This window comes from Yinghuangia sp. ASG 101, assembly GCF_021165735.1.
GTDB lineage: Bacteria > Actinomycetota > Actinomycetes > Streptomycetales > Streptomycetaceae > Yinghuangia.
In genome coordinates, this window is sequence record NZ_CP088911.1 from 3,421,309 (window position 1) to 3,448,042 (window position 26,734).

A 26,734-nucleotide genomic window follows, 5' to 3' on the forward strand; every position below is an offset into this window, starting at 1 on the left:
TCAGGCGACGGCGCTGATCGCGGGCGTGCGGATGGCGCGCCGGGTCGCGGCGTACCCGGTCGCGACGGTCAGGACCGCGGCCACGGCGACCACGCCCAGGTAGACGCCGGCGCCGGTGCCCGGGAGGACGTCGCCGGTACGGGCGTAGCTGTAGGGCAGGATCGTCGTCAGCGAGGCGAGGGTGCCGAACAGGACGCCGGTCGCGGTGAGGACGACCCCCTCCAGGACCACCACGTCGAGGATCTGACGCGGCGTCGCACCGGCGAGCCGCGTCTGCGCGAACTCACGGCGCCGGTTCGCGGTCGCCGCCACCAGCGTGTTGACGAGCATGATCGCCGCGAAGGCCACGATCATCCCGATCACGACGAAGTTGAGCGTCTCGACGTTCTTCTCCTGATTGGTCTTGGACAGCCCCGACGCCGCCATGGCGTCGTTCTCGACCGCCTGCATCACCAGCGTGGCGGTGCCGATCGCGGTGAACAGGACGACGGGCATGACCACGGCGGCGAGGCGGCCGGTGTGCCGGCGCAGGTTCTGCGCGGTGAGGTAGCCGGTCGGACCCCGGCGCTCCAGCGGACCGGCGAGCAGGCCGGCGACGCGGCGGACCAGGGCCGGGGCGAGGACGGCGAGGCCGATGGCGGCCCAGATCGAGGTCTGCCCCGCGGTCTGCATGGCGTCCGAGCCCTCGCCCTTCATGACCGTCGCGGTGACGACCGCCAGATTCACGGCGAGCAGCAGGAACCCGACGCCCACGGCGATGCGCTTGCGGCTCAGCCCGCCGTTGTCGCGCGCGGCGGCGGCGACCGCGTCGGCGGCGTTCATCCGGGCCGCGCGACGTGCCGTGAGCAGCGCGGCGAGGGTGGCGGCGACGAAGGTGATGGTCATGCCCATCGCGAGGGCGATCGGGCCGAACGCGAACGAGACGTCGGACGCGACCTGGTCGGTGGACCCGAGCAGGTGCAGCAGCAGCCGCCCGCCCAGCATGGCCGGGACGATCGCGAGGACCGCGGCGACGACCGCGAGCACCGCTGTCTCGCCGACGATCAGCCGCGTGACCTGGCCGGGGGTCGCGCCGACGCTGCGCAGCAGGGCCATCTCGGCGGAGCGCTGCCGGACCGACAGCGTCAGGGTCGAGGACACCGCGAAGACGACCAGGAGCAGGCCCCAGAAGCCGACCACCGTGCCCATGGTGGTGAGCGTCTCCTCGCTGGTGGAGTCGACGCCCTCGCCGCCGGCGGTGTCGAGCATGGAGGCGAACGCCATGAGGACGGTCGCGCCGAGGAACATCGCGAGAAAGCTCGCGGCGAATCCGCCGATGCGGTGCCGCAGCGAGCGGAGGGCCAAGGCGAACACTTGGTACTCCTTCGGGTTGTTTCGGGTCGGTTTTGGGGGCGTTCGGGTCGGGGTCGTTCGAGTCGGGGGGTCGGTCAGGGCTTGCTTGGGTCGGGCTTGTTCGGGACGGGCGCTGTCGGGTCGGGCCCGCCCGGTTCGTCTCGGTGGTGTCAGGCCGAGGCCGCGGCACGGCGGCGGGCGACCAGGTCGCCCAGGTGCGTCATCCGCTCGGCGACGGATTCCGCGGTGGGCGCCGGGAGTTCGTCGACGATGCGGCCGTCCGCCAGGAACAGCACCGAGTCGGCGTACGACGCGGCCACGGGGTCGTGCGTGACCATGACGACGGTCTGGCCGTAAGTGCGGACCGCCTCGCCGAGCAGGCCCAGGACCTCCCGGGCGCTGCGGGTGTCGAGCGCGCCGGTCGGTTCGTCGCCGAAGACCACGCGCGGGTTCGCGACGAGCGCCCGCGCGATGGCGGCGCGCTGCTGCTGGCCGCCGGACAGCTCGGACGGCAGGTGGCCGAGGCGGTCGCCGAGGCCCACGCGGGCGAGGACCGTCGCGGCGTGCGCCTCGTCGGGCTTCCGACCGGCCAGCCGCTGCGGCAGCGTCGTATTCTGCAGCACCGTCAGCATCGGCAGCAGGTTGAGCTGCTGGAAGACAAAGCCGACGCGTTCGCGGCGGAACGTGGTGAGCGCGGTCTCGTCGCCACCGGTCATCGGGGCGCCGTCGACGAAAACGCGGCCGGTGGTCGGCTGGTCGAGCCCGGCGGCGCAGTGCAGCAGCGTGCTCTTGCCGGAGCCCGAGGGGCCCATCACGGCGGTGAAGGTGCCGGACGGCAGGATCAGCGACACGTCGTCGAGCGCGACGACGCGGTTCTCGTCGGTGCCGTACACCTTGCCGACGCCCTCCAGGCGCAGGGCCTCGCCGGTGCCGGTGGGCGGTGTCGCGATTCGGGGGTTCATGACGTGCTCTCCTTCGCCTGCCGCGGTTTTCCGCTCTCGGAAGGAGGGTCGCGCCGGCCGCTGACCACCGACGCACCGTGCGCTGACCGTCGTGCGGGTGGGCGGCCGTACGCGTACGGCCGCCCACCCGCCTCGGGCGCGGCGACGCCCCGGCGTCGGGGCGATCTCGGCGGTCAGTCCGCGCGGGGCCGGCCCGGGGACTTCATGAACAGCCAGGCCCCCGCCGACGCGAGGGCCGCCGCGGCGGCGGCGCAGGCGAACGCGACGGCGTTGCCGTGGGCGAGCGGCGCCGCGGCGGGGGCGGCGGGGTGGTCGTCGGCGTACGCGGACCCGGCGGACGCCGTGACCGTGGTCAGCACCGCGAGGCCCACCGCCCCGCTGACCTGCCGCGTCGTATTGATGACGCCCGAGGCGAGACCCGCGAGTTCGGGGGCGACGCCGGACGTCGCGCCGACCGTGAGCGGGGTGAAGCACATCCCGATGCCGAGACCGAACACGATTCCGGGCAACCCGATCGACTCCGCGTAACCGGCCTCGGCGTCGAGCGCGAGTGCCAGCCACCCGAAACCGACCGCGCCGAGGCCGGAGCCGATCCCGGCGACGGTCCTCGGACCCCACCGTCCGATCAGCCGGCCGGCGGCGAGACCGCCGACCATCAGGGCGACGCTGATCGGCAGGAACGCCATCCCCGCGCGCAGCGGCGACCAGTCGCGGGCGACTTGCAGGTAGAGCGACAGCAGCACCGGGCTGGCGAAGAACCCGAGGCCCATCAGGAACATCACCAGGTTCGCACTCGCCACCGACCGCGCGCGGACGACGGCCAACGGCACCAACGGCTGGGACGCCCACCGGACTTGGTGGACGGCGAAGACCGCGAGCAGTACCGCGCCGCCGACCAGGGGGAGCCATACACGCGGAGCGGACCAGACGTACGCCGACGACTCCATCAGCCCGTACAGCAGCGCCGCGAGCCCGGTGGTGGCGAGGACGGCGCCGGGGACGTCGAGCCGGGGCCGAGGCGCCGAGCGGGCGGCCGGGTGATCGCGCAGGTTCCGGGCCGCGACGGCGAAGGCGACGGCGCCGACGGGCAGGTTGATGAGGAACACCCAGCGCCAGTCGAGCCATTCGGTCAGGACGCCGCCGAGCACCGTGCCGGCCGACGCGCCGACCGCGCCGACCGCGCTCCACAACGCCAACGCCCGTGCGCGGCGGGGGCCTTCGGGATACGTGTGGGTGATGATCGCGAGCGTGGTCGGGGTCAGCAGCGCGCCGCCGAGGCCCTGGGCGACGCGGGCGACGACGAGCGTCGCGGCTCCGGCCGCCGCCCCGCAGGCCGCGCTCGCGGCGGTGAACAGGACGAGGCCGGCGAAGAACGTGCGGCGGCGGCCGAATACGTCGCAGCAGCGCCCGCCGAGGAGCAGGAAGCCCGCGAACGCCAGCGTGTAGGCGTTGACGACCCAGGGCAGCGACGTCGCGCCCATGTCGAGTCCGTCGCGGATGCCGGGCAGGGCGACGGAGACGATCGTGGCGTCCAGGATCACGACGAAGATCACCAGGCACGCGAGCGCGAGCAGGACGCCGGGGCGCGGTGGCGGGGAGCCGGGGCGGTGTGGGGGTGGGCCGGGGGTGGTGGCCGGGGTGGCCTCCGGAGCGGTCGGGTCGGTGGCCTTGTTCGCGGCCGTCTCTCGGGCGGGGTGGGCGTGTGCGGGCATGCGGCAGCGGTCCTCTTCGTGGGAGTGGTGGCACGGGTGGACAGCTTGATCTTAGGCCTGCCTTATTAGTTTGTGAAGGCATTTCACAAACTCGCGCGAGCGGCGGACCGGGCGTCATCCGAGGGGCTCATCCGGGGCCGGATCATCGGTAAGCTGCCGACATGCCGCAGGCCGACTCACCGCGTCCGTACGCGCGCGCCCAGAAACCGGGGCGGCCGGCGACCCTGGACCGGGACCGCATCGTCGCCGCCGTGCTGCTGCAGGACTTCGAGTCGGTGACGATGCAGGGGGTCGCCCGGACGCTCGGCGTCGCCCCGTCCGCGCTCTACCGGTGGGTGCGCAACCGCGACGAACTCCTCGATCTCGCGAGTGTGGAGATGGGTCGCCGCATCGTCCCCGACCGGCCGCCGACCGAGGACACGTGCCGGGAGTGGCTGGTCGACCTCGCGCGCGGCATCCGGCGGGAGTTCACCGCGGTGCCCGGGTTCGCGGCGCGGATCCTGACCGGCATGCACCGCGAGGCGGGCCACGGGCCCGTCGAACGCGCCGTCGTCGAGGCCTTCCGACTCGCCGGCCACCCGCCGGACCGCGCGCGGCAGTACTGGTACGTCTTCGGCACCGCCGTGATCGGCTGGCTCGCGGCGGAGCAGTCGGAGTTTCCCGCGGATCCGCCGATGGACTTCGAGGTGCTGATCGAGGTGCTGCTGCGGGGGACGGCGACGGACGGCTGAGGCTGACGACTGACGACTGCCGGTCGACGACTCGGCCGGCGATGTCGGGCCTCGTGCCGGTGGCTGCGACGCACGGCACGGGCGACGCACGGCACGGGCCCGGCAGGCGGCTTGGTCGCCGTCTGCCGGGCCCGTCGTCGTATTCGGTCGTCAGTGGGGTGTTCGTGTCGGTCCGGCGGCCGATCGCTCAGCCCGCGGGGCTCGACGTCCGCGGTTGCGCGGGGGGTGTGCCGTCCGTGTTTGTTCCGCGGGCGTCGCTCCGCGGGCTTTCTCGGCCTCGATCGCCCGGCCCGTCGCCGGACGGCTGCCGCGTCAGTTTCTCAGGAACCGCTTCGGGCGTTCGCCGAGGGCTTCTTTCCGGACCGCCGCGGTCAGGGCGAGATCGAATTTGTCCGCCTCGGCCCCGGCTTCCAGGACGGCGTCCCAGAGGGCGTCGGCCCCCTTCTGCGGCGGACTGTCCGGCAGCGAGCCGTACGTGTCGTGGTACGAACGCCACGCCATCAGCGCCATGAGCCATTTCTGCAATGCGGTGAACGACGCCTGCTGCGCCTTCCGCAGCTCCGGTCCGCCGTACAGGTTCACCTGGGCACTGAGCCGGGCGCCCTCCTCCGAGTCGGGGTTGGCCAGCCGCGCGAGGCGCAGCTCGCCCGTACTGGTGGCTTCCTTGCGCTCGCCGCGCAGGCGTGCCATCGAGATCAGGATGTCCTCGTACGCGGCGGCGCGGCGGTCCCATGTGCGGTGCCCGCGCTCGCGTCGGCCGCTGAGTCCCTGGGAGAGCCACACCCCCAGAATCGTCGCGACCGAACCGATTCCCGCTCCCGAAAGCGCAGCTATTGCCGGTGTCAGCCTCGTCATGGCGGGTGATTGTGTCAGGAGCAGTCAAGCGGCGTCAGGAACCCGACAGTTGGAGATCATTTCCATAACCGCCGGAAAACGATCAAGGGATGAAAAGACCGCTGAACGGTCTCTTTCATCCCTTGATCGTGATATTCCGGCGCCTCACGCTCCGGCATACGCCTTTTCGATCTCCGCGAGATCGATCTTGGACATCTTCATCATCGCGTCGGTCGCCCGGCGGGCCTTCTCGGTGTCCGGGTCGGTCACCAGCTCGATGAGCCGGGTCGGCGTGACCTGCCAGGACACCCCGTACTTGTCCTTCACCCAGCCGCAGGGCTGCTCCAGGCCGCCTTCGGACAGGACCGACCAGTAGTGGTCGACTTCCGCCTGGTCGTCGCAGTCGATCACGAACGAGATCGCCTCGCTGAACTGGAACATAGGCCCGCCGTTGAGCCCCATGAACCTCTGCCCGTTGATCTCGAACTCCACGGTGAGCACGGAACCCGGCTCGCCCGGTCCGGACTCCGTGTAGCGCGTGACGCGCCCGAGCTTGCCACCCTTGAAAACGGAGACGTAGAACTCCGCGGCCTCCAGCGCGTTGCCGTCGAACCACAGACACGTCGTGAATCCGTTGCCCACCATGAGATCCTCCTTGGTCGCGAGCGCCTATACCCCCTACGACTGGGCACTCGCGCGAAACTCATCGCCGCGTCCCAAGGATTCTTCCCGGTTCGCCGACCGTGCCCGCTCCCGCCGATCAGTGGTCGTCGGTGATGGTCGTGGCGATGCCGTTCGCGACGACGACCTCGGCGCTGACGCCCGCGCCCTGGGTGGCCGCCTCCAGTTCCGCCTCGGTGCACTTGGTGGCGGACTGGCCCTCCGCGTCACCGCAGATGTCCCCGGCACCCCAGATCTCGGTGTCCTCGGCGACGAGGAACTGCTGTTCGACGCCCTTCATGTCGGAGACCGTGTACTTGCCCGGCGCCAGGTACTTCACGGTGCCGAACCACGTGCCGTTGACGCCCTTTCCATTGTCGAGGTCCTCGACCGTCGACGACCGGGTGTCACCGCCGCCCGTCGGCGCGGTCGTCCCGTCCTTCGCCGTCCCGCCCTTGGCCGGCGTGCTCGCGTCGGAGGCCGGACGCCCGGTGGCCCCGGCCTTGTCGCCGGCGGACGACGGCTGTCCCGACGCGGCGGCCGTGGGTGCGTCGGCGCTCGGCGTCGCCGCCGACTTCGTGTCCGAGTCGTCCGACTGGCAGGCGGTCAGGAACGCGGCGCCCGACAGGACGGCGGCGACAACGGCGAGCTTGCTGCGACGGACGGAAGGCATGATGTGTCCCCGATTTCGTGGAGCGGGTGGGTGGATGCGCTGCGACCAGCGGCTGTGCGACCACCCTGCCCGGCGCGAACGGCCCGTGGGGGCTTGGCCGTCGACCCATGACCGCGCCGTTACCGTCCCCGTACGTTCGGAACACCGCTGTGCACAAAGATCATTACCGGTCGGATCGGAGCCTTTCCCGACTCACCCCGCGAATCCGGCCTCCGGCAGCAGTGCCGCGATCGCCTCCGCACTCCACACCCCCGCGGCCCCCGAGCACCCGCTGAGGTAGTCGCCCACCTGCTCGCGCCGCCAGCCGTGGGCCTCGACGAGCCCCGAGCCGAGGTGCCTGAGGTACGCCGGGGAGGGGGCGTTCCACGCGACGTCGGCCCTGCGCCACGGAGCGGTGAAGGTGAGCACGGGAAAACCATCCAACCAGCCCGGACAGACCAGGGTTTCGTACCGCCCGGGGCCCAGCGAAGCCGTGCCGGTCTCGATCACCTCGGTCAGATCCAGGTCACACCCCGGCCACGCGGCCATCTCCTGCGCGACCAGGTCGGAGAACTGCGGCACCGTGACGAGGTACGCCCGCCCGGGCGTCTCCCCCGGATCGAGCGGGTCGTACAGCCCGAGACCGCCCGTCCACTGCCGTGATTCCAGCGCGAAGTACAACTGCCCCGCCAGCACCACGGGCAACGTCCGCGACGGCGGGGTCGCGTCCCGGCACCCGGGATACGTCCGCGTGCCGTGCGGCGGGCGCCCGCCCTTGAGGTAGTAACCCAGCCGGTACGCGTGCATGTTCGAGCCGTACGCGGCGTACCAGACGTACTCCGCGGGCGGCGGCGCGACCTCCGGCCGAGCGGGCCGGTGCGGCGTCGGCGGCGACGTCACGGGAGCCGCCAGGTTCCCGCCCGCGCGGCGGCGCAGGCGGCCTCGGCGGCCCGGATCGCGTCGGTCTCGGTCAGCGGGCGGCCGGTGTTGACGAGCGCGTAGTAGAGGGGCGCGGATACGGCGGCGATGACGGCGTGCGGGTCGGTGCCGACGGGCAGTTCGCCGCGTGCGACGGCGTCCGTGACACAGTCGGCCCACTCCTCGATGCGTACCGCGTAGAACCGGTGCAGCGCCTCGGCCGCGTGAACGTTGCAGAGCGAGGCGGCGATCAGGGCTCGGAACAGGCGGCCCTGACGCGGGTCGGTGAGGGTCTCGACCACCAGAAGCGCGTTGGCCCGCAGGTCGCCGGCGAGCGAGCCGGTGTCGCTACGGGGCGCGGAATGCGCGGCCATGTCGTCCAGCAGATCGGCGGCCAACGTGCCCGGGGTGCCCCAGCGGCGGTAGACCGTCGTCTTGCCGACCCCGGCCCGGCGCGAGATCTCGGCCAGGTCGAGAGCCTCGAAGCCCGCTTCGGCCAACACGTCACCGGCCACCCGGAGAACCGCCTCGCGGGTACGGGCGGTTCGCCCGCCGGGGCGGACGCTCCCCGGAACTGACGCGCTCGACATACGGCCTCCTTCGTACGCACTCACAGGGAACAGCTTATCGGAACTCAGGTTCCCTTAGTGACTCACGAGGTGCTACGTTCTCTGTCGTAACGGAACTCCAGACCCGTTAGTGCGGGGATGCGGTCGCGGTCAGCCGTCTCCCGCGCACCCGCATCCCTGCGCACCCACACCGTTGTCCGGCTGCGTTGCCCGCTTGCCCTCCCCTTCTGCTCTCCACCGCTGTCGCCGCTCCCTCCATGTGCGCCCCATATCCCCCTCAGGCCCGCCGCGCTCCTCCTGTCACCCCTGTCACCCCCCCCGTCAACCCCGTCACCCCGTCACCCCCTCACTCTCGCCGAGGCCGTGCACCACCGACGCCTCCCCGAATCGGGCCGGTGCCCGGCTCCGCGCGCGAGGCCACACCCCTGGAACCGAAAGGACCCCATGCCATGTCCGTCGCCGAGCCCACCCCGGCCGCCACTCCCCCGAATCCCCATGCCTCCGGCACCACATCGCCTTCCGACCCCGCGGAATCGAGGCCGGTCGGTTCCAGGCCGGGGGACGCGAGGCCAGGTGACGAACCCCGGTTGCGTGATGCACCCCGATTGAGGGACGCACCAAGGTCGGGTGAGGTACCGCGGTTGGAGGGCGCACCAGCGTTGCGTGACGCACCAAGGCCCACGGGACCGCCGTCCGCGGACCGTCAGCCCCCGCCGCCACCGCCCACCGGATCGCAGACGTTCGGCCGCCACCTCAAACTCGTCCTCGCGGTCCTGCTGGTCTCGCAGTTCATGCTGGCGGTCGACTTCTCGATCCTGAACGTCGCGCTCCCCGCGATCGGCGACGACCTCGGCTTCTCGCTCGCGAACCTCCAGTGGATCGCGACCGCGTTCGCGCTGAGCGCTGCGGGCTTCACTCTCGTCCTGGGCCGCATCGGCGATCTGATCGGCCGCAAACGCATCTTCCTCGTCAGCATCGCCCTGCTCGGCTTGGCCTCCCTCGTCGGGGGCCTGGCCACCGGCCCGGCGCTGCTCATCACCGCCCGCGTCGCCCAGGGCCTGGCGACCGCCGCCGCGACACCCGCCGCACTCGCCCTTCTGACGACGTCGTTCCCCGAGGGACCGCTGCGGCAGAAGGCGCTCGGCCTGAACGGCGCACTCATGTCCGCCGGGTTCACCGCCGGCGCCGTGTTCGGTGGGATCCTCACCGATCTTCTCGCGTGGCGCTGGGCGTTCCTCGTCAACGTGCCGGTCGCCCTCGCCGTCCTGGTCGTCGCTCCCGCGGTCGTCCGGGAGTCCCGCCCGGCCGTCCGCCCACGCATCGACCTGCCCGGCGCCGCCACGGTCACCCTCGGCCTGCTCGGTCTCGTGTACGGCCTGACCCAGGCCGGTGAACACGGGTGGACGAGCACCCACGCACTGTCCGGGCTCCTCGTCGGCGCCGTTCTGCTCACGGTGTTCCATGCCGTGGAGCGCAAAACCGCTCAGCCGCTCGTGCCACTACGCGTCCTGCGGCGCCGCAACGTCGCCTGGGGCAACCTGCTCGGTCTGCTCGCCTTCGCCACCGAAACGTCGCTCGTCTACCTCCTCACCCTCTATATGCAGCGCACGCTGGGCTTCTCGGCTCTGGCGGCCGGCGTGTCCTTCGGCGTCCTGGGGCTGGGCACCGTGGTCGGCGGCCTGCTCGCCCCCAGAGTCATCGCCCGCTTCTCCACCGTCACCGCGCTGGTGACCGGAGGAGTCGTGCAGGCGATGGCCACTGCCGCACTGCTCCTTCTCGGCACCGCCACGACGCCGTCCATGGCGCTGCTGCTGCCCGCCACCTTCATCGGCGGCATCGGCAACATGCTGGTCATCGTCGGCTTCATGGTCACCGCCACCTCCGGCCTGCCCGACCACGAACAGGGCCTGGCGACCGGCCTCGCCACCATGTCGCAACAGGTGGGCATCGCTCTCGGCACCCCGGTGATGTCCGCGATTGTCACTGCCGCCACCCATGGCGAGACAACAGGCGACTCCATCCTGCACGGCGTCATGGTCGCCGTCGCCGTCAACGCGTCTCTCGTCCTCGTCGGCGTCCTGATCGCCGCCGCCTTCCTCCGCCCGCGGCGCTCGTGAGGCCCCGCCGAGATCCGCGAATCCGCGTACCGCACACGCGCTTTCGCGGATCTCGGCGCGTGCGGTACGACACGCACACTCGTCAGGCCGGCGGACGCCTGGTCACGCCGTCGGCCCGAACTGCCCGACAAAACGGCCCGTGAACAGATCCGCGCCCTTGTACTCGGAGACCATCGCGGCCGACGCGGCCAACGGACCGTCCGGCGAAGGCAGTTGACCGACACCGCCGGTCGACCCCAGCGGCAGCAGCATCGTGGGTATGGACGACGGCTGGTACGTGGCGGTCGGCCGCTCCCCCTTCAATTGGGCTGTGATGTTGGCGACGACGACATCGGCATGGCGCTTCGCGTGGCCCGCCATCTTGGCCTCCGCCACATCGGTGATATCGCCGACTGCGTAGATGTGGTCGTACCCCTTCACCGTGAGGAATTCGGTCACCGGAACCTGACCCTCCGGGGTAGGGGCCGTGAGCTTGCCATCGGCGAGATAGCCGCTGTTGGTGGTCACGCCGTACGCGCGGAACCAGATGTCGGCGGATATCCGGTCACCGCCCGTCGTCGTGACGGAGAACGCTCCAGCCGTCCCCGCCTCGATGCCCGGCGCGGCAATCAGCCCCGCCCCCAGACGCACCTCGATCCCGCGCTCATCGAGCTGACGCCGCAGGTCCGCTACCACCTCCGGTAGGAAGCCGGGCAACAGCTCCCCGGCCGGATCGACGACCGTCACACGCTTGTCCGGCCAAACCTCGGTGATCTCCCCGGCAAGCTCCAAGCCGACCGGCCCCGCACCGAGGATCAAGACGCGGTCGGCTCGCAGCAGTTCCCCGTGTGTACGGCGCAGGTCCTCCAACGCGTCGTCGACCGCGTCGGATTGGGGCTTGGCCGGGTAGGCATAGCCGGAACCGGTCGCCAGCACCACATAGTCGGCCGCGACACGCTCGCCCGACGCCAGCATGACCCCGCCCGGATCCACCGACACCGCGCGGTCGCGTACCACCCTCCCCTTCGTCAGCAGCGTCGCAAAGGGGAAAAACATATTCGCGGCCCAGTCCGGCCTGGCCAGCGCCCGCAGCGACGCCGCCGCATTGACAAACGCGTCCCGAGGATCGATGAGAACGACATCCGCCTCGGACTCCAGCGCCTTGGCGACCGCAGCACCTCCGTAGCCGCCGCCGACGACCGCAACCGTACGCACCATGACCGCACGCTCCCCTGAACGAGTTGTAGTTCGTTGCACGAACTTTATTGGTTCGTGGAACGAACTACAAATCCGCTGCTCCGTCCGCGTGTCGCGCCTTCACCCCTCGCGGGCACCGTGGAAGGCCGGGCTGTCCACGTCCAGGAAGACCATCGGAACCTCGTTGTCCAGCACCACGCGCCCGAGCAGGCGATCAAGCTCGTCCCGCTCGGCGTCACCCAACCCCGCCGACAGCGCCTCCACCCGCCGGGACGTCTCGGCGTAGAACTCCCGTACCAGCGCGCTCCCCTGCGGCGTCAGCGCGACCCGGACCGCCCGCGTATCCCGCGCGTCCCCCTCCCGCCGGACCAGCCCGTTGCGCTCCGTACGGTCCACCAACCCGGTGAGACTCGACTTCGCCAACCCGAGAATCGCGCTCAACTCACCCATCCCGTACGGCTGCGGCATCAACACACACAGCAACTGCCCCTGCTGCGCCGTCAACCCATAATCCCGCGCGGCCTCCGCATACACGGCGTTCACCAAAAACGCCCCCCGCACCAACGCCGCCGCAATCCCCAACCGCCCACTATCACTCTTCGCCACCCAGCCACCGTAACACCCACCCCAACATAATTCGCACCACAAACCAACCCCCAACCCCGCGCCCGCCATCCACCCCACCCCCCAGCTCACCAACGGACTCCACCCAAGCAACGGATTCCGCAGCATCACCCGTCACCAGCACCACCGTGTACGCGGAACAACCGGCGCCTTCGACGCACGCAAATAGTCATCCACCAACTCCGAGGCCCCCACCCGAAACTCCCTCGCCCATTCCAAAGAATTCGCCATTCTCAGGTCGTCCCGAAGGGGCACTGAAGACAAACCCGCTGGAGGGTACCCGCGGCCACAGCGCTGGGATCAGGCGCTCGGCTCGCGATGGACGCGCCAGTGCTCGGCAAGCCATCTGCGTTGTCCTTCGACAAGCGGGGTCTGAATCGGCACCCCGTGCAGTGGCCGATAGCTGTGGTACTCCGCGAGTTCCTCCGAGATGTGCAGGACCAGCCTCTCCGGCTGCACCGCGATGTGCCCCAAGTCGAAGAGCCGGTGTATGTCGCGGCGCAGCAACAACCCACCGTCGTCGTGGTGCACGCCGGTCGTCGCGTAGCTGTAGAGGTGCGCAGCCTCCAGGACAGCCCAGGGCGCCGGTCCGGTGAACGCGCAGATCTCGCCTTGCTCTTCGAGCAGTCGAACGCGGAAGACACCTTGACCGACGCGAGCACGGACAACGACGGTCCGGTGCCCACCGACGATGGCCCGGCGCACCGCGTCCGCGATCGCCACCGTGGAAGCCGTTCCGGTTGCGGCAATCGCGGCACGCAGGCGCTCCCACGACAGCGCGCATGCTCAGCTGCGATCGGGGAGAGTCGCACAGCGAGCGCAACATCGGCCCGCGCAGCAGCCCATTCATGTCAACCCAGGCCGCGTCGTGCTGCGACCTGTAGGTGACGACCTCCTCGCGGCGGGAGACGGGGTGGTCGAATTCGACTCCGCACTTGTTGCACAGGTACTCAGGTCGTTTCCGCTTGCGCCTTTTGAAGTCAGCCTTGTCGCACTCGGGGCAGCGGTGACGGTCCTTGATCGCATGCCCGACAGAGATGCGCTCGATGACGGAGACGCCAAGCAGGACATCTCTGTCCCAGAGGGCGATGACGTCGCCCGCAGCCAGCGCAGCATGGTTCGGGACGGTGCTGTCCCAGCTGTAGTGCTTGGACGGCTCGTCGTCGTAACCGTCGTTGCCCCCGTGAGCCCGATCGTCCCCGACGGCCATCACCAGCCAAGCCCTGTCCACCGAGACCCCTTCCGACACCGACCGACCAGCCACACGCGTCACCCAAACCGGAGCCGGCGTCCCCAAGGTGTTCCGCAGCTGTTGCCCCGACCGCGGAGCCCCCTGAGACAAACCGCCCATTGCGCGCTTGCGCTCGTGTCCGGAAAACGAAAGAGCCTCTGACCGGGAACATGCTGGTCAGAGGCTGTTTCTTGGGGGTGGCGGGTGCAGGGTTCGAACCTGCGTAGGCGTCAGCCGACAGATTTACAGTCTGCTCCCTTTGGCCACTCGGGCAACCCGCCGGGATGTCGTCCGCTTGGGGGCGACGGGGATAACAATAGCGGACGGCGTGGGGTGGTTCGCCACTCGGTTTGCGGTGGGTGGTGGTGGCACCGGGGCGGGGGGATGGTGAGCTGGATACGCTGGGGATTCGTGTGTCCGGTGGTGCGGGGGCGCGCGGACGGTGAACTCACAGAAAGCGATGCTGACCCTTGGCTGACTCCTCTTTCGACATCGTGTCCAAGGTCGACCGCCAGGAGGTCGACAACGCGCTGAACCAGGCGGCGAAGGAGATCTCGCAGAGGTTCGACTTCAAGAACGTCGGGGCGTACATCGGGTGGTCGGGTGAGCAGATCGAGATGCGCGCCAACACCGAAGAGCGCGTGAACGCGATCCTGGACGTTTTCCAGTCGAAGCTGATCAAGCGGAACATCTCGCTCAAGGCGTTCGACGCCGGCGAGCCGAAGCTCTCCGGCAAGGAGTACAAGATCGTCGGCTCGACGCAGGAAGGCATCTCGCAGGAGAACGCGAAGAAGGTCTCGAAGATCATCCGGGACGAGGGGCCGAAGAGCGTCAAGGCCCAGATCCAGGGCGACGAGCTGCGTGTCAGCTCGAAGAGCCGGGACGACCTGCAGGAGGTCATCGCGCTGCTCAAGGGCAAGGACCTCGACTTCGCGATCCAGTTCGTGAACTACCGGTAGGCGGGCCGACGGAGGCCCCTTCCGGGGTGACGCCTTCCTTCGGGGCGTCCGCGTGGTGCGCGGGCGCCCCGAAGTGCGGCGGTCACGGGCTGGTGAGGGGTTCGCGGGGGGATTCCGGCCGGTCGAGGGTGTCGGCGGGGTGGTCGAAGGCGGGCTCGTCGGAAGCGGTGAGTGCGGCGGCGGCGCGCGGGCCGACGAGGGCTTCGTCGAGGCGGCCGGTGTAGCCGTCGTACAGGACGCGCAGCGCGCCTTCGTACGCGAAGGGCGCCAGGCTCCGGCCGGTCGCGAGCAGGGTCCGGGCGATCTGGCAGGTCTCCAGGAACAGCCACCGGAAGCGCGCGACGCGGCTGCCCGGGGTGACCGGCCAGCGGGCGATGATCGTGCGGTAGGCGTCCTCGTGGCGGCCGTACGCGTCCACATGGACCTCCGTACGCCCGGTCGTCGCGACGTCGTCCGTGGCGCGGTGGAAGACCACGCCCGGCTCCGGGTGGCGTTCGAAGCACCAGCCCCGGTCGTGGATGAGCCGCAGCCACAGCGCCCAGTCGACGAGTTCGGGCAGCTCGGGGTCGAACCGGAACCACGAGGCGGGCCCGTGTACGGCCGGGTTGCGGCACATCACGGACGACGCCGGGACGAAGTTGGCGACCGTCATCGCACCCGGGTCGTACGCGAAGTCGTAGCCCGGCCCGTCGCCCTTCGGGGTTTCTCCCGGCGCGCAACGGCGGGCGGTGGGAACGCAGTCCGCGTAGACGGCGTCCGCGCCGGAGACCTCCAGGGCCTCGATCGCGCGCGCGAGGTGGCCGGGCAGGAAGAGGTCGACGTCGTCGAGAAAGGCGACGAAGCGTCCGGACGCGCTCTCCAGCCCGGCGTTGCGCGCCGCCGCCTGCCCGCGCGGACGTGCGTGCGACAGGACGCGGACGGTCAGGCCCCGTACCCCCAAGGGCAGTGCGGCGGCGATGTCGCCGCCGCCGTCGTTGACGACGACGGCCTCCAACCCCCCGATGCCGTCGGCGAGTTGCAGGGCGATGCTGCGCAACGCGTCCGCGAGCGTGCCGGCGCGGTCTCGGGTGGGGACGATGACGCTCACCGTTGCCGGCACGGCATACCTCCGCGGAGTCGGTTCGTCGGGTCCCCGAGACTCGACGCTCGATGGCGGGCGCGAGCGGTATGCCGAGAGTTCGGCACGGTCGTTATCGGCACGGCGGCGGTCGAGGTTCAGGCGGTCCGCGCGGGTTCACTCGGAAAGCACGGTTTGGCACCGCCACCTGGACGGCACCGGTTCACGCGTAGAGGTAGCGCGGGTCGTCGGTCGGGACGATGTCGCGGCCGAGGGGTGTCAGCGAGATCGGGATCATCTTGAAGCTCGCGATGCCCAGCGGGATACCGATGATGGTGACGCACATCAGCAGCCCGAAGAGCAGGTGCCCGAGCGCGAGCCACCAGCCGCACAGGACGATCCACAGCACGTTGCCGAGCATCGCGCCGACGCCGGCGGTGGGTTTCCAGACGATCGTCCGCCCGAAGGGCCACAGCGCGTAGACGGCCATCCGGAAACTGGCGATGCCGAAGGGGATGGTGATGACGAGGAAGAAGAGCACGAAGCAGATGAGCGCGGCGACGAGGTAGCCGATCGCCATCCACAGGCCGCACAGGGCGAGCCAGATGACGTTGAGCAGGATCTTCATGCAGAGCGGTTCCCCCGATTGACGGTCGGTTATTGCGTCTCGGGGGTTTTGGTATGGGGGGGTGGGTGGGAGGCGTCGCCGGTTACGACGCGCGCAGTCGCGTGGTCGCGCAGCGGGTGGACGGGTGGACGGGTGGATGGGTGAACGGGTGGACGGGTGGGGGTGGGGCAAGCGCGGGCGGTCGGGGAGCGCGTGGACTCGGGCGCGGGGGTGGGGGCCTCACACGTGGAGGCGGGCGGCGGGCGCGAGCGCCACAAGCACGCGGGGGCGGCGCGAGCGCGTGCGTGCGTGCGAGTACGGAGTGGCAGAGGACGCGCGGGCTCGGGCGGCGCGGGCCGGGCGCGCGGAGGCGGGCGGGCGGAGACGGGCGGGCGGAGACGGGCGGGCGCGAGTACCGCGAGTACTGAGAGGACGCACGCGGGCGCAGGCCGGGCTCGCGGAGGGCTCGCGGGTGCAAGCGCCCCGAGCACGCGTGGCCGTGCGAGCGCGTGGGGCGCGCGTACGCAAGGGACGCGTGCGGGCTCGGCGGGCACGGGCCGGGCTCGCGGGAGGGCGGGCGGGTGCAGGCGCCCCAAGCACGCGGGGCGTGTGAGCGCGTGGGGCGCGCGTACGCAGGGGACGCACGCGGGCTCGGCGGGCACGGGCCCGGCTCGGGCGGGCGGGCGGGCGCGGGAAGTGTTCGGGCGGACGCGGGCAGGGTTCGGGAGAGGGGCGGCGTACGGGGTGCGGGGGGAGCGCTTGGTGGTTCGGGTGGCGGTCGGGCCGGGGAGCGGTTCGGTTCGGTGGGGCTTCGGACGGGGTCTGCGCCCCGGCGCCCTGTGGTACCCGCGCGGGTCGCTCAGCGGCCGGCCATCGCTTCGAGGCGGCGGATGCGCTCGTCCATCGGGGGGTGGGTGGAGAACATCTTGCTCATGCCCTGGCCCGGGCGGAACGGGTTGGCGATCATCAGGGAGCTGGTGGCCTCGATGCGCGGCTCGGCCGGGAGGGGGCGTTGGTTGGTGCCCGCTTCGAGTTTGCGCAGGGCGGAGGCGAGGGCGAGGGGGTCGCCGGTGAGGCGGGCGCCGGAGGCGTCGGCCTGGAATTCGCGGCTGCGGCTGATGGCGAGTTGGATGAGCGAGGCCGCGATCGGGCCGAGGATCACCATGAAGAGCATCCCGATGAGCCCGGGGCCGTCGTCGTCGTCACCGCGGCCGAGGGGGATCAGCCACGCGAAGTTCGCCAGGAACATGATCACGCTGGCCAGCGCGCCCGCGACCGACGAGATCAGGATGTCGCGGTTGTGGACGTGCGACAGCTCGTGCCCGAGGACGCCGCGCAGCTCGCGCTCGTCGAGGATGCGCAGGATGCCGGTGGTGCAACAGACCGCCGCCTTGCGCGGGTTGCGGCCGGTGGCGAACGCGTTCGGCGCCTCGGTGGGCGAGATGTACAGCCGGGGCATCGGCTGCCGTGCCTGCGTCGACAGCTCGCGCACGATGCGGTACAGCGCGGGGTTCTCCGCCTCGCTCACCGGGCGGGCGCGCATCGAGCGCAGCGCGATTTTGTCGCTGTTGAAGTACGCGTAGCCGTTGGTCGCCAGCGCGACGAAGAGGGCGATGATCAGGCCGGTGCGGCCGAAGAAGCTGCCGACGAGCAGGATGAGCGCGGACATGCCGCCGAGCAGTGCGGCGGTCTTGAGCCCGTTGTGGCGGTGCACGGCAGGTCCTCTCGGGACGGGCACCGAGGGCGCCCGGGGAGGCTCGAACGGATGTCCGCCGGTGTGGGCGGCGTGTTCGAGTCACTCGGTCAACGAAGGAACAAAACGCATCGTTCCCCCACAAGCCCGGCGCCACTCAATCCCGCCGGTCAGCCGACCAGCCCTGGCAGCGTGAGGACGCGCAGCACGATCTGCGGCGCCACCGACAAAGCCGCCCCGAGCCCGAACGCCAGTCCGATCGCGACGGCAAACGGTGCCGGTACGCGCAACGTCCCGACCGTGGCCGAAGTTCCCCCGCCGACGCCGCCGGCACCGCCCACGGCGGCGGCCGAAGCCGCCCGGTCCTCCCCCGGTGCGACCAGTTGTGCGGTCCACACCAGGGAGTAGGAGAGGCCGATGACGACGTTGACCGCCATGACCACCGCGAGCCACCCGGTTCCCCCGGCGACCACCGCCTGAAAGACCGTCACCTTCGCGAACAGCCCCATCAGACCCGGCGGCAGGCCGGCCAGGCACAGCAGGAAGAACGCCATCGCGAGGGCGAGTGCCGGACGTTCGCGCAGCAGGCCCCGGTAGTCCCCGACGACGCCCGCCGGGCGGTCCCGGGCCACCGCCGTGACGACCGCGAACGCGCCGAGGTTCATCACGGCGTATACCGCGAGATAGGCGACCGAGGCCGGAAGCCGCTCCGCGAGTCCGGCGCCGTCGCCCGCGGCCGTCCCGAACGGCACGAGCACGTAGCCGGACTGGGCGATCGACGACCAGGCGAGCAGTCGTACCGCGTCCCCCGAGCCGGTCGCCACGCGCGCCGCGACGACGTTGCCGACGGTCATCGTCAGCGCGGCGAGGACCGCGAGTACCGGGCCCCACACGTGGGCGTACGGTCGCAGGCCGATGCCCGCGAGCAGCAGCAGCCCCGCGAACCCGGCGGTCTTCGACACCACGGAGAGATAGGCGGCGACGGGAACGGGCGCCCCTCGGTACGTGTCCGGCACCCAGAAGTGGAACGGCACCGTCGCGACCTTGAACGCGAACCCGGCCAGCACCAGCGCGGCCCCCGTCGCCGCGACGGTCGCCAGGCGCGGATCGGGGTCGGCCAGCGCCTCGGCGACGCGGTCCAGGTGGACAGCTCCCGTCGCGCCGTAGAGCAGGCTGACGCCGAACAGCAGGACCGCGGTCGACGCGACCGACATCAGGAAGTACTTGAGGGCGGCCTCGCCCGCGCGGGCGTCGCGGCGCAGCCCGACCATCGCGAACGACGGGAGCGACAGCGTCTCCAGCGCGACGACCAGGGTGACCAGGTCGCGCGCGGCGACGAGGGTGGCCGCGCCGGCCGCCGAGGCGAGGAGGAGGAAGTGGTATTCGCCGCTCGGGACACCCGAGTCGTCGCGGTACTCGTCGGCCCAGGGGCGCGGCGCGGTCATGGGCATCGAGAGCAGCACCACGACGGCGGCCGACCCGATGAGGACCAGTTGGAGCACCAGCGTGAAGTCGGAGACCACGTACGAGCACGCGGGTTCCGGGGACGCAGAACGTCGCACGTGTCTCGTGCGCGGCGTGCGGCGGCAGCAGAAGCACCAGCGCGGCCACGCATCCGGCGAGCGACATCCACGCGAGCCAGACCTTGCGCGGCCCCGCCAGGAACAGGTCCGCGACGAGCACCGCGAGGGCCGCGACGGCGAGGGCGAGCGGGGGTGCGATCGCGAGCCAGTCGACGTCCTGCACCGGCGGCGGCGCGGGGGACGCGTCGGCGGCGCTCACGAGCCCCCTCCCAGCAGCGCGCGGACCGCGGGGTCGGTGACGGCGAGGACGGACGCCGGCCACAGCCCGGCGACCACGGTGAGCACGACCAGGGGGCCCGACGCGGCGATCTCGATCGGGCCGATGTCGGAGGACGGCCCGAGCCGGGCGGGTGGTCTGGCCGGCATGGCGTTCTCGGACGGGCCGGTCGCGGCGGCCGGCCCGGCGCAGACCGTGCGGACGAGGCCGAGCATGTACGCCGCGGTCAGGACCGTGCCCGCGCCCGCCGCGGCCACCAGGACGAGGTAGAGCGGGCGTTCGAGGCCGTCCGCGGGTTGGTACGCGCCGTACAGCGCCAGCAGTTCGCCCCAGAACCCGGCCAGGCCCGGCAGTCCGAGCCCCGCGACGGCGGCGAACGCGAGCAGGCCTCCGAGGCGGCGCTCGCGCGCGTACAGGCCGCCGCCGAGGCGGGCGAGGACGGTCGTGCCGCGGCGTTCCCGGACCGCGCCGGCCAGGAAGAACAGCAGGCCGGTGACCAGGCCGTGGCCGATGTTGACGAACAGCGCGCCGTTGAGGCCCTGCGGGGTGAGCGTCGCGATGCCGAGCAGGGCGAAGCCCATGTGGCCGACCGACGAGTAGGCGATGATCCGCTTGAGGTCGCCGTCGGGGTCGCGGAGCAGGGCGAGGCACACGAGCGAGCCGTAGACGATGCCGACGGTCCCGAAGGCCGCGAGGTAGGGGGCGAACACCTCCGCGCCCTCGGGCAGCACCGGCACCGCGATGCGGATCAACCCGTATGTCCCCATTTTCAGCAGCACGCCCGCCAGCAGTACCGATCCCCCGGTCGGCGCGGCGGTGTGGGCGTCCGGCAGCCAGGTGTGCAGCGGCCACATCGGCACCTTGACCGCGAGGCCGAGTCCGATCGCGAGGAACGCGGTGATCTGGACGCCGCGCGACATTCCGGCGCCGTGCGCGTCCGCCAGTCGGGTGATGTCGAAGGTGCCGGTGTGGGCCTGGACGAGCAGGAAGCCGAGCAGCGTCACGACCGAGCCGAGGACCGTGTACAGCACGAACTTGACGGCCGCCGGGCCGCGTTCCCCCGGGGTGCCCCAGCGCGCGATGAGGAAGTACATCGGGATCAGCACGGCCTCGAAGAACAGGAAGAACAGGAGGACGAGCCAGCCGGCCGCCGGGGGGTGGGCCGCCCGGGGACGGATGGAACGCGGTCCGCTCGGCCGCGGCGAAGATCGCCTCCTTGCCGAAGAACCCTGCCGTCGGGGGCACTCCGGCCAGGGCGGCGAGTCCGGCGGTCGTCGTCAGGAAGAGCAGCGGCGAGCGGGTGCGCATCGCGCCCATCGCGCCGACGCGTCCGGTCGCCGCGAGGTGGATGAGCGCGCCCGCCGCGAGGAACAGCAAGGCCTTGAACACACCGTGCCCCAGCAGGTGGAAGACCGCCGCGTCGCGTCCTCCTACCGCCAACCCGCCGGTCATATAGGCGAGTTGACTGATCGTCGACCAGGCGAGCACGCGTTTGAGGTCGTCCTCCGCGAGCGCCGCGAGCGCCGACAGCACCATGGTCGCCGCCGCGACGACCGCGAGGACGACCAGCGTCGCGCCGGCGGCGAGGAACACCGGGTACAGGCGTGCGACGACATACGCCCCCGCGGCGACCATGGTGGCGGCGTGGATGAGCGCGCTGACCGGCGTCGGGGCGGCCATCGCGTCCGGCAGCCAGGTGTGCAGCGGCACCTGCGCGGACTTGCCCGCCACGCCGCCCAGCATCAGCAGCGTTCCGGCGGTCACCCACCCGGCCCCGCCCCGCGGCACGGTGTCGACGATCTCGCCGATCCGGAACGACCCGCTGCCGACGCCGAGCACGAGAATGCCGATGAGGAACGGCACATCGCCGAGCTTGGTGACGACGAACGCCTTGACCGCCGCCTCCTGCGCGGCGTCCGTCGGCACGTGGGCGATCAGGAAGTACGAGCAGACGCCCATGACCTCCCAGCCGACCAGCAGCACGATCAGGTCGCCGGTGTAGACGACGAGCAGCATCGCGGCGGCGAAGAGCGAGACGAGCGCGGCGTACGACGGGTAGCGCGCGTCGTCGCGCAGGTACGCCGCGGAGTAGACCTGCACCAGCAGCGCGACCACCGCGACCAGGGCGGCGACCAGGGACGCCAGGCCGTCGACGCGCAGCGACAGCGTGATGTCGAGCGCGCCGGTCGGGGTGAGGCGGACGCCGTCTTCGGTGACGCCGCCGCTGCCGTGCCGCACCGCGGCGGCGAGGGTCAGGGCGGCGGCGAGGGCGAGGGGCGCGACGGCCAGGGTCCGGGTCAGCGCGGGCGAGCGCCGGCCGGCCGCGAGGGTCGCGAGGGCGGCGAGGAACGGCAGCGTCGTCGCCAGTGCCGCGGCCGTGACGCGGTGCTCCGGTGGGCGGCGCGCGGGGCGCCGGGGGCGGACACCGGTTCGGCGAGGTCGCGCGGCGCGGAGACGTCCGAGGTCGCGCGGGTGCGGAAGACCATGAGCACGATCGCGAGGCCGAGGCCGATCTCGGCGGCGGCGATCGTGATGACGAAGAGCGTCAGCGCCTGTCCGGCGTGCAGCGTGTCGCGCAGCCACGTGTCGAACGCGACCAGGTTGACGTTGACCGCGTTGAGCATCAGCTCGACGGACATCAGGACCAGAATCGCGTTGCGGCGTGCGAGAACGCCGTACAGGCCGATGCAGAAGAGCAGCACCGCGAGCACCGACGGGTAGACGAGGTGCACGCGGTCACCGCGCCCGCGCGTCGCGGCCGCGCGACAGGACGATCGCGCCGATCAGCGCCGCGAGCAGCAGCACCGACAGCACTTCGAACGGCAGCACCCACACCCGGAACAGGCTCTCGCCGGTCGCGCGCGCCGACCCGTCGCGGGTCGTCCCGGGGTCGAGGTACGCCGCGTGGAACGCGTCGACCACCACCGTCAGCAGCGTCGCCGCGGCACCGGCGGCGACCAGCGCGGCGGGCCACCGGCGCGGGGCGTCGAGCCCGGCCGACCGGCCGATCGGGGCGCGGGTGAGCATCAGCCCGAAGAGCAGCAGGACCACCACCGCGCCGATGTAGATGAGCACCTGCACCCACGCGATGAACTCGGCGGTGAGCATCAGATATTCGGCCGCGAGTCCGCCGAGCGCGACGACCAGCCATAACGCCGCGTGCACGATCTGACGGGTCGTCACCACGAGGAGAGCGGAGCCGACGACCACGAGACCGACCAGGACGAACGCGATCTCGGCGCCGGTGGGCGACAGGAACGCCGGTCCGCCGGCTCCGGAGACGCCGGCGGCGGGTGTCGCGGCGGCGAGGTCCCCGGACGTGGCGGCAAGCGCGCCGCGCACGCTCACCGCACGTCCCCCTCGGGCCCGGTACCGAGCCCGAGTTCCTTCGCGGCTTTGTCGGCCGCGCGGCGGGCGGTCGTGAACTCCTTGGGTTCCACCGCGTGTTCGTCGAGTGCGGGAGGCGGCGGCACGGTCCACATCCAGGCGCGGAGGGTTTCCTTCTCGTGGGTCAGCGCCTGAATGTCGTCGGTCGCGTATTCGAACTCCGGTGACCAGAACAGGGCGTCGAACGGACAGACCTCGACGCAGATCCCGCAGTACATGCACAGCGCGAAGTCGATCGCGAAACGGTCGAGCACATTGCGGGTACGGTCGCGGGCGCCCGGCTCCCCGGCCGGCACGACCTCCTTGTGCGCGTCGATGTAGATGCACCAGTCGGGGCACTCGCGCGCGCACAGCATGCACACGGTGCAGTTCTCCTCGAACAGCGCGATCACCCCGCGCGAGCGCGGGGGAAGCTCCGGCGACATCTCCGGATACCCCTGGGTGACGGAGCGCTTCGTCATCGTCCGCAGCGTCACGGCCAGCCCCTTGGCCAGGCCCGCTCCCGGGATTTTCGTCATGCGGAGGCCTCCCTCACCACGCCGGTCAGCACGAGTTGCCCGAGAGCGAGCGGGATCAGGCCCGTCCAGGCGAGTTTCTGCAGTTGGTCCTCGCGCAGCCGGGGGTAGCTGACGCGCAGCCAGATCACCACGAACGCGAGCACCGCGGTCTTCAGGAGCGTCCACAGCCAGCCGAGGTCGTCCGACCACGGGCCGTGCCAGCCGCCGAGGAACAGCACGGTGGTCAGCGCGCAGAGCACGAGGATCCCGGCGTACTCCGCGAGCAGGAACAGGGCGAAGCGCAGGCCGGAGTACTCGGTGTAGGCGCCGAAGACGATCTCCGAGTCGGCGACCGGCATGTCGAACTGCGGACGCTGCAACTCGGCGAGGCCGGCGGTGAAGAACACCACGCCGCCGAGTGCCTGCCACGGCAGCCACCACGGCTGCCACGCGCCGAGGATGCCGGTGAGCGAGAGCGTCCCGGCGGCCATCGCGACGGACGCGGCGGCGAGCAGCATCGGCAGCTCGTACGCCGTCAACTGCGCGGCGGTGCGCAGCGATCCGAGCAGCGCGTACTTGTTGGCGGACGCCCACCCGGCCATGAGCGAACCGAGCACACCGACGCCCATGACGGTGAGGACGAAGAAGACGCCCGCGTCGACACTGCGCCCGACCTGGTCGCCGGGCCCGACGGGGACGGCGAGCAGCACGACGAGGTACGGCATGAGCGCGACCGCGGGCGCGAGCCGGAACACGCGCCGGTCGGCCCCCGCCGGAACGATGTCCTCCTTCTGCGCGAACTTCACGCCGTCCGCGACGAGTTGCGCCCACCCGTGGAACGCGCCGGCGTAGATCGGCCCGACGCGGGCCTGCATGTGGCCCATCACTTTGTGCTCGGCCTGGCCGATGAGCAGCGGCAGCAGAAGGAACGCGAGGAAGACGAGGGCGAGGCGGAGGACGACCTCGGACAAGGTCATGCGTCCTCCGGGGACGGCGGTTCGTCGGGCGGAGGGGAGGACGGCGGTCGGCGGTCGGGTTCGGGCGAGTCGGGGGACGCGGCCTCGCGCGAGGCGTCGGTCGCGTCGTCGGCGCCGGGCCGCGCGCCGGGGTCGGGAGACCGGGCCGACCGCCGTTGGCTGGCCGAGCCGTCGCTCGCGCGGCGGGTGCGGCGGGGGCCGTCGGACGGTGGCCGGGGGGCGGGCCCGGGTGCCGTGTCGGGTTCCGTGGACGTGCGTGGCTCGGTCGGTCCGCCGCCGGATTCGCGCTGGCTCGCCGAGCCGTCGCTCGCGCGGCGGGTGCGGCGGGGGCGGTCGGGGGTCGGTGGGCCGGGTGTCGGGGCTTCGCCCGGGCGTGTGCTCGGCTCCGTGATGCCGTTCTCGGGTTCGCGCTGGCTCGCCGAGCCCTCGCTCGCGCGGCGGGTGCGGCGCGGGCGGTCGCGGGGTTTGTCCGGGGCATCCGTCGGCCGGGGGGCCGCGGGGCGGGCCCGGTCCGCGGGGCGGGGGGCCTCGGGGCCCCAGGCGGCCGGGTCGGGGACGCCGGGCGGCAGGGATTTGCGGCGGGTCGGCGAGCGGTCCGAGTCGGCGGGGTCCTTGGCGCCGGGCCACGCCTTGGCGACGCGCGAGGCCAGGACGAAGTCCTTGCGCAGCGGGTGGCCTTCGAAGCCGTCCGGGAGCAGCAGCGGCGCCGGGTCGGGGTGGTCGTCGAACACGATGCCGAACATCTCGGCGGTTTCGCGTTCGTGCCAGGCCGCGCCCGCGTACACGCCCGTCGCGGTCGCGAGGTGCGGTGTGGCGCGCGGCAGGCGGGTGCGCAGGAGGAGGCGCGGCCCGGGTGCGGCGCAGACGTGCGCGAGGACGGCGAAGCCTTCGGGGGCCTCGTCGACGCCGCCGAGCCAGTCGAGGAAGCCGAGGCCGAGCACGTCGCGGGCGGCGGTCAGCGCCGCGGTCCAGCGCGCCGCCGGTACGTCGGCGGTGGCCAGCCCGTACGCGTCGGTCACCGTCACGCCGTCGCCCAGCGCGGCGCGGATCTCGTCGGGGGTCACGGCGTACCGCCGGGGGCCGGCGGCGGGGTGACCGGCGGGCGGCGCAGGGCTCCGGCCGAGGGCGTGCCCGGGACCGGGTGGCGCTCGGCGAGGGATTCCGCGCCGATCTTCTCCTGGAGTTTGAGGATGCCCTGGAGCAGCGCCTCGGGCCGGGGCGGGCAGCCGGGCACGTACACGTCGACGGGCACGATCTGGTCGACGCCTTTGGTGACGCAGTACGAGTCCCAGTACGGGCCGCCGCAGTTGGCGCACGAGCCGAACGAGATCACGTACTTCGGCTCGGGCATCTGCTCGTACAGCCGCTGGATCGCCGGTGCCATCTTGTCGGTGACGGTGCCCGACACGATCATCAGGTCGGCCTGGCGCGGCCCGGGGGCGAACGGGATGACGCCGAGGCGGATGAAGTCGTGCTTGGCCATCGACGCCGCGATGAACTCGATCGCGCAGCAGGCGAGCCCGAAGTTGAAGACCCACAGCGAGTAGCGGCGGCCCCAGTTGAGGGCCAGTCGGATCGGGTCGGGGGCGAGCCGCGAGAGCGGGCCGAGTCGGGGTGCCGGCAGGTCCACGGGTTCGCCGCCCGGGGAGGCCGCCGGGCCGGTCACGTCCACGTCAGTACGCCTTTCCGCCACGCGTACAGCAAACCCACCGCAAGGAAGCCGACGAATGCCAACATTTCGATCAAGGTGGTGGCGCCGAATCCGGGATCGGCGAAGACCGTCGCCCACGGGAACAGGTAGATCGCGTCGACCGCGAAGATCACGTAGAGGTACGCGTACACGTAGTACCGCACGTGCGTCTGGGCCCAGCCCTCGCCGACCGGGTCGACTCCGCATTCGTACGCCGTCAGATTCCCGGCGGTCGGGGCGTGGGGCCGCAGGAGGCGGCTCGCGGTGAACGCGGCGGCGACGAAGCCGGCGCCGACCAGCAGGACGAGGCCGACGAGCGCGTACGTGCCGAAGTAGCCGTGTGCGGTCACTGGGACGCCCCTTCGCTGCCCTTCCGTCGCCCGTGCGCGCACACGGTGTGGCACGGGAGTCTAGTGGGGTGATTGGCCCCGGACTGTCCGCACCGTCCGCCGCGCGGCGGACCGGGGGCGGGCCCGGGGTAGGGACAGCCCTACCACGAAGACACCGACGTGCGTCATGGGATCGCCGCCCGCACCGGGCGACAGTTGA

At 71.7% G+C, this 26,734-nt stretch carries 25 protein-coding genes, 1 tRNA gene and 2 pseudogenes; 3 read left to right on the forward strand and 25 right to left on the reverse strand.

What is annotated here, in order from left to right; translation table 11 throughout:
* The 3 genes from LO772_RS14325 to LO772_RS14335 all read right to left on the reverse strand — a co-directional run bounded on the left by LO772_RS14325 (position 1) and on the right by LO772_RS14335 (position 4,006).
* Entirely contained in the window at positions 1–1,353 is a 1,353-nt protein-coding gene (locus LO772_RS14325) for an FtsX-like permease family protein (RefSeq protein ID WP_231778794.1), read from the reverse strand.
* Between the two features lie 149 nt (positions 1,354–1,502).
* Complete coding sequence (locus LO772_RS14330) at positions 1,503–2,294, reverse strand: ABC transporter ATP-binding protein (RefSeq protein ID WP_231778795.1); 792 nt, start codon at positions 2,292–2,294, stop codon at positions 1,503–1,505.
* 173 nt (positions 2,295–2,467) lie between these two features.
* The gene (locus LO772_RS14335) at positions 2,468–4,006 is read right to left on the reverse strand and encodes an MFS transporter (protein ID WP_231778796.1); all 1,539 of its coding nucleotides are present in this window, start codon (positions 4,004–4,006) and stop codon (positions 2,468–2,470) included.
* Positions 4,007–4,167: 161 nt separating this feature from the next.
* On the opposite strand from LO772_RS14335, the gene LO772_RS14340 reads away from it, so the two are divergent.
* On the forward strand, positions 4,168–4,737 hold the full coding sequence (locus tag LO772_RS14340; protein WP_231778797.1) for a TetR/AcrR family transcriptional regulator: 570 nt from the start codon (positions 4,168–4,170) through the stop codon (positions 4,735–4,737).
* A gap of 312 nt (positions 4,738–5,049) precedes the next feature.
* On the opposite strand, the gene LO772_RS14345 is transcribed toward LO772_RS14340, so the two are convergent.
* The 5 genes from LO772_RS14345 to LO772_RS14365 form a co-directional block, all read right to left on the reverse strand.
* Positions 5,050–5,592 carry a hypothetical protein gene (locus LO772_RS14345; RefSeq protein ID WP_231778798.1) on the reverse strand — a complete coding sequence of 181 codons (543 nt, stop codon included), beginning with the start codon at positions 5,590–5,592 and terminating at the stop codon, positions 5,050–5,052.
* Positions 5,593–5,736: 144 nt separating this feature from the next.
* Positions 5,737–6,216 carry a VOC family protein gene (locus LO772_RS14350; RefSeq protein ID WP_231778799.1) on the reverse strand — a complete coding sequence of 160 codons (480 nt, stop codon included), beginning with the start codon at positions 6,214–6,216 and terminating at the stop codon, positions 5,737–5,739.
* A 115-nt stretch (positions 6,217–6,331) separates the two neighbouring features.
* Positions 6,332–6,904, reverse strand: a complete 573-nt coding sequence (locus LO772_RS14355) for a hypothetical protein (protein WP_231778800.1) — start codon at positions 6,902–6,904, stop codon at positions 6,332–6,334.
* 192 nt (positions 6,905–7,096) lie between these two features.
* Positions 7,097–7,783 carry a histone deacetylase gene (locus tag LO772_RS14360; RefSeq protein ID WP_443089412.1) on the reverse strand — a complete coding sequence of 229 codons (687 nt, stop codon included), beginning with the start codon at positions 7,781–7,783 and terminating at the stop codon, positions 7,097–7,099.
* Positions 7,780–8,391 carry a TetR/AcrR family transcriptional regulator gene (locus tag LO772_RS14365; RefSeq protein ID WP_231778801.1) on the reverse strand — a complete coding sequence of 204 codons (612 nt, stop codon included), beginning with the start codon at positions 8,389–8,391 and terminating at the stop codon, positions 7,780–7,782. The genes LO772_RS14360 and LO772_RS14365 overlap by 4 nt, the downstream gene beginning before the upstream one ends.
* A 638-nt stretch (positions 8,392–9,029) precedes the next feature.
* Between LO772_RS14365 and LO772_RS14370 the strand changes: the two genes are divergently transcribed.
* A complete protein-coding gene (locus LO772_RS14370; RefSeq protein WP_443089413.1) occupies positions 9,030–10,487 on the forward strand; it encodes an MFS transporter in 1,458 nt (485 codons plus the stop codon).
* 102 nt (positions 10,488–10,589) lie between these two features.
* Here the strand turns inward: LO772_RS14370 and LO772_RS14375 are convergent, their stop codons facing one another.
* The 4 genes from LO772_RS14375 to LO772_RS14390 form a co-directional block, all read right to left on the reverse strand.
* Entirely contained in the window at positions 10,590–11,684 is a 1,095-nt protein-coding gene (locus LO772_RS14375) for an NAD(P)/FAD-dependent oxidoreductase (RefSeq protein WP_231778802.1), read from the reverse strand.
* A gap of 99 nt (positions 11,685–11,783) precedes the next feature.
* Positions 11,784–12,245, reverse strand: coding sequence for a MarR family winged helix-turn-helix transcriptional regulator (locus LO772_RS14380; RefSeq protein ID WP_231779548.1), 462 nt, complete (start codon positions 12,243–12,245; stop codon positions 11,784–11,786).
* Between the two features lie 342 nt (positions 12,246–12,587).
* Entirely contained in the window at positions 12,588–13,010 is a 423-nt protein-coding gene (locus LO772_RS14385; protein ID WP_231778803.1) for an HNH endonuclease signature motif containing protein, read from the reverse strand.
* Positions 13,011–13,716: 706 nt separating this feature from the next.
* Positions 13,717–13,799: transfer RNA gene (locus LO772_RS14390), tRNA-Tyr, on the reverse strand.
* 189 nt (positions 13,800–13,988) lie between these two features.
* Between LO772_RS14390 and LO772_RS14395 the strand changes: the two genes are divergently transcribed.
* Complete coding sequence (locus LO772_RS14395) at positions 13,989–14,477, forward strand: YajQ family cyclic di-GMP-binding protein (RefSeq protein ID WP_231778804.1); 489 nt, start codon at positions 13,989–13,991, stop codon at positions 14,475–14,477.
* An 82-nt stretch (positions 14,478–14,559) separates the two neighbouring features.
* On the opposite strand, the gene LO772_RS14400 is transcribed toward LO772_RS14395, so the two are convergent.
* From LO772_RS14400 to LO772_RS14455, 13 genes and pseudogenes are all read right to left on the reverse strand, one after another.
* Positions 14,560–15,576: a glycosyltransferase family 2 protein gene (locus LO772_RS14400; RefSeq protein WP_231778805.1), complete on the reverse strand. Its 1,017-nt coding sequence runs from the start codon at positions 15,574–15,576 to the stop codon at positions 14,560–14,562.
* Positions 15,577–15,757: 181 nt separating this feature from the next.
* On the reverse strand, positions 15,758–16,162 hold the full coding sequence (locus LO772_RS14405) for a YccF domain-containing protein (protein WP_231778806.1): 405 nt from the start codon (positions 16,160–16,162) through the stop codon (positions 15,758–15,760).
* A gap of 838 nt (positions 16,163–17,000) precedes the next feature.
* On the reverse strand, positions 17,001–17,855 hold the full coding sequence (gene htpX, locus LO772_RS14410; protein ID WP_231778807.1) for a zinc metalloprotease HtpX: 855 nt from the start codon (positions 17,853–17,855) through the stop codon (positions 17,001–17,003).
* 149 nt (positions 17,856–18,004) lie between these two features.
* Positions 18,005–19,396, reverse strand: a complete 1,392-nt coding sequence (locus tag LO772_RS14415; RefSeq protein ID WP_331717331.1) for an NADH-quinone oxidoreductase subunit N — start codon at positions 19,394–19,396, stop codon at positions 18,005–18,007.
* A gap of 216 nt (positions 19,397–19,612) precedes the next feature.
* Positions 19,613–20,770, reverse strand: a pseudogene (locus LO772_RS36310) (complex I subunit 4 family protein); the annotation flags it as partial.
* Between the two features lie 118 nt (positions 20,771–20,888).
* Positions 20,889–21,872 (reverse strand): annotated as a pseudogene (locus LO772_RS36315) (NADH-quinone oxidoreductase subunit 5 family protein); the annotation flags it as partial.
* 59 nt (positions 21,873–21,931) lie between these two features.
* Complete coding sequence (gene nuoK / locus LO772_RS14425) at positions 21,932–22,366, reverse strand: NADH-quinone oxidoreductase subunit NuoK (protein WP_231778808.1); 435 nt, start codon at positions 22,364–22,366, stop codon at positions 21,932–21,934.
* Between the two features lie 4 nt (positions 22,367–22,370).
* Complete coding sequence (locus LO772_RS14430) at positions 22,371–22,982, reverse strand: NADH-quinone oxidoreductase subunit J family protein (protein ID WP_231778809.1); 612 nt, start codon at positions 22,980–22,982, stop codon at positions 22,371–22,373.
* A complete protein-coding gene (locus LO772_RS14435; protein WP_231778810.1) occupies positions 22,979–23,539 on the reverse strand; it encodes a NuoI/complex I 23 kDa subunit family protein in 561 nt (186 codons plus the stop codon). The genes LO772_RS14430 and LO772_RS14435 overlap by 4 nt, the downstream gene beginning before the upstream one ends.
* Positions 23,536–24,495, reverse strand: coding sequence for a complex I subunit 1/NuoH family protein (locus tag LO772_RS14440; protein ID WP_231778811.1), 960 nt, complete (start codon positions 24,493–24,495; stop codon positions 23,536–23,538). Before LO772_RS14440 ends, LO772_RS14435 begins: the two co-directional genes overlap by 4 nt.
* Entirely contained in the window at positions 24,492–25,559 is a 1,068-nt protein-coding gene (locus LO772_RS14445) for an NADH-quinone oxidoreductase subunit C (RefSeq protein WP_231778812.1), read from the reverse strand. The genes LO772_RS14440 and LO772_RS14445 overlap by 4 nt, the downstream gene beginning before the upstream one ends.
* A complete protein-coding gene (locus LO772_RS14450; protein ID WP_231778813.1) occupies positions 25,556–26,167 on the reverse strand; it encodes an NADH-quinone oxidoreductase subunit B in 612 nt (203 codons plus the stop codon). Before LO772_RS14450 ends, LO772_RS14445 begins: the two co-directional genes overlap by 4 nt.
* Positions 26,158–26,535, reverse strand: a complete 378-nt coding sequence (locus LO772_RS14455; RefSeq protein ID WP_231778814.1) for an NADH-quinone oxidoreductase subunit A — start codon at positions 26,533–26,535, stop codon at positions 26,158–26,160. Before LO772_RS14455 ends, LO772_RS14450 begins: the two co-directional genes overlap by 10 nt.
* Positions 26,536–26,734: the final 199 nt, after the last annotated feature.